General features: G+C 75.7%; 3 protein-coding genes. 1 reads left to right on the forward strand and 2 read right to left on the reverse strand.

Annotated elements, in window-relative coordinates:
- Positions 1–97 precede the first annotated feature (97 nt).
- Both ACFWH7_RS15970 and ACFWH7_RS15975 read right to left on the reverse strand, forming a co-directional pair.
- Positions 98–772: a redox-sensing transcriptional repressor Rex gene (locus tag ACFWH7_RS15970; RefSeq protein ID WP_205207584.1), complete on the reverse strand. Its 675-nt coding sequence runs from the start codon at positions 770–772 to the stop codon at positions 98–100.
- A 58-nt stretch (positions 773–830) separates the two neighbouring features.
- A complete protein-coding gene (locus ACFWH7_RS15975; RefSeq protein WP_378217753.1) occupies positions 831–1,124 on the reverse strand; it encodes a glutaredoxin family protein in 294 nt (97 codons plus the stop codon).
- 59 nt (positions 1,125–1,183) lie between these two features.
- On the opposite strand from ACFWH7_RS15975, the gene ACFWH7_RS15980 reads away from it, so the two are divergent.
- Positions 1,184–2,053 carry an HAD family hydrolase gene (locus tag ACFWH7_RS15980; RefSeq protein WP_378217755.1) on the forward strand — a complete coding sequence of 290 codons (870 nt, stop codon included), beginning with the start codon at positions 1,184–1,186 and terminating at the stop codon, positions 2,051–2,053.
- Positions 2,054–2,163: the final 110 nt, after the last annotated feature.

A 2,163-nucleotide genomic window follows, 5' to 3' on the forward strand; every position in this document is an offset into this window, starting at 1 on the left:
CCTGGCCCCGCCCCCGCCCCCCCCCCCCACACGCGCCCCCCCGGGGGGGGGGGGGCGCGGGGGCGCGGGGGGCCCGCCCGCCGCCCCCCCTCGTCGTTCAGCGGTCCTGGGCCTCCGCGAGCGCGCGGGCCTGGGAGTGGAACGCGAGGATCTGGAGCTCGCTGCCGACGTCCACGCCCCGCACGTCGACGTCCGCGGGCACCTGGAGCGCGCGCGGCGCGAAGTTGAGGATCTCGCGCACCCCGGCGGCGACGACGCGGTCCGCCACGGACTGCGCGTGCGCCGCGGGCGTCGCGAGGACCACGATCGACACCTTCTCGCGCTCGACGACCTCCTCGAGCGCGTCGACGTGCTCGACGACGAGGCCCGCCGCCCGCGTCCCCACGACGTCCGGCGACGCGTCGAGGAGCGCCGCGACGTGGAAGCCGCGCTGCTCGTAGCCCGAGTAGTTCGCGAGCGCGTGCCCCAGGTTGCCGATCCCGACGATCGCGATGCGGTGCTCGTCCACGAGCCCCAGCGCCTCGGTGATGTACTGCGCGAGCGAGTCCACGTCGTACCCGACGCCGCGCGTGCCGAACGAGCCCAGGAACGACAGGTCCTTGCGGAGCTGGGCCGGACCGACCCCGGAGAGCTCCGCGAGCTCGACCGACGACGTCGTCGCGACACCCCGCGCCACGAGGTCCCGCAGCGCGCGCAGGTAGGACGGGAGCCGCGCCACCGTCGCGCTCGGGATACCCGGCGCCGTCACCTCACCGACTACCTGCTCAGCCACCCGTCACCCCGTCGTCCTAGGACCGTCCTCGTCGACGGTCGCGCTCCACCGGGAGGAATCATCCCAGGTCTGTGCGCCCCGCCGAAATCCGACCCACCGCGCGCGCGAGCCGGCGGGCGTCGACCCGCCAGAAGCCCTGCTGGACGCCGTCGACCGTCACGACCGGGACGTACTCGCCGTACTGCTCCCGCAGCGTCGGGTCCGCGCCCGGCGCGTCGACGTCCACCTCCGCCCAGGCGACCCCCGCCTCCGCGCACACCGCCTCGACGACCGCCCGTGCGTCGTCGCACAGGTGGCACCCCGCGCGGCCGTAGAGCACGACGGGAGAGGTCGGGGCGTCAGAGGTGGTCACGCCTCCCAGGGTACGAGCACGGTCCGGGGTCGGGGTGGGAGACCGCCTAGAGTGGGGACATGGCGACGTCTTCCGGTCCGGGCCGCGTCCCGGCCGCCCCCGAGGACGCGCCCACCGCCGGACGCGCGTCGCCCGCCCCCGCACACCGCACCGCCGCGTTCTTCGACGTCGACAACACGATCATCCGCGGCGCGTCGTCGTTCCACCTCGCGCGCGCTCTGTACCAGCGGGAGTTCTTCTCGACCTTCGACATCGCGCGCTTCGCCGTCCACCAGGCGCGCTACCTGCTGTTCGGCGAGAACAAGCAGCAGATCGACCGCATCCGGTCGCGCGCGCTCGCCCTCATCGCCGGCCGCTCGGTCGCCGAGGTCACCGCGATCGGCGAGGAGGTCTACGACACCGTCCTCTCGCTGCGCATCTACCCCGGCACCCGCCGCCTGCTCGACGAGCACCTCGCCGCGGGGCACCAGGTGTGGCTCGTCTCCGCGACCCCGGTCGAGATCGGCGAGCTCATCGCCCGCCGCCTCGGCACGACCGGCGCGCTCGGCACCGTCGCGGAGCACGAGGACGGCTTCTACACCGGCCGCCTCGTGGGCGACATGATGCACGGCCGCGCCAAGGCCGCCGGGGTCCGCGCCCTCGCCGAGCGCGAGGACATCGACCTCGACGCGTCGTACGCGTACGGCGACTCCCTCAACGACGTCACGATGATGGAGACGGTCGGCCACCCGTGCCCCATCAACCCCGACGCGCGCCTGCGCCGCTACGCCCAGGACGTCGGCTGGCCCATCCGCGAGTTCCGGGGTCGTCGCCGCCGCGTCGCCCGCAGCAGCGTCCGCACCGCGAGCTGGGCCGGCGCCGCCTGGGCCGCCGCCCTCGTCCTGCGCTCCGTGCGCCGCGCCGTCGACCGCCGCATCGCCCGCCTCTGACCTCCTCCATCCCGCCGAGGAGCACCCTGGCCGGCCAGGGTTCTCCCTCGGCCGGGTCGGGAGACGCGGGGGGGGGGGGGGGGGCGGCGGGGGGGGGGGGGGGGCGGGGC

Source organism: Cellulosimicrobium cellulans (assembly GCF_042723955.1).
In the GTDB taxonomy this organism is placed as follows: Bacteria; Actinomycetota; Actinomycetes; order Actinomycetales; family Cellulomonadaceae; genus Cellulosimicrobium; species Cellulosimicrobium cellulans_H.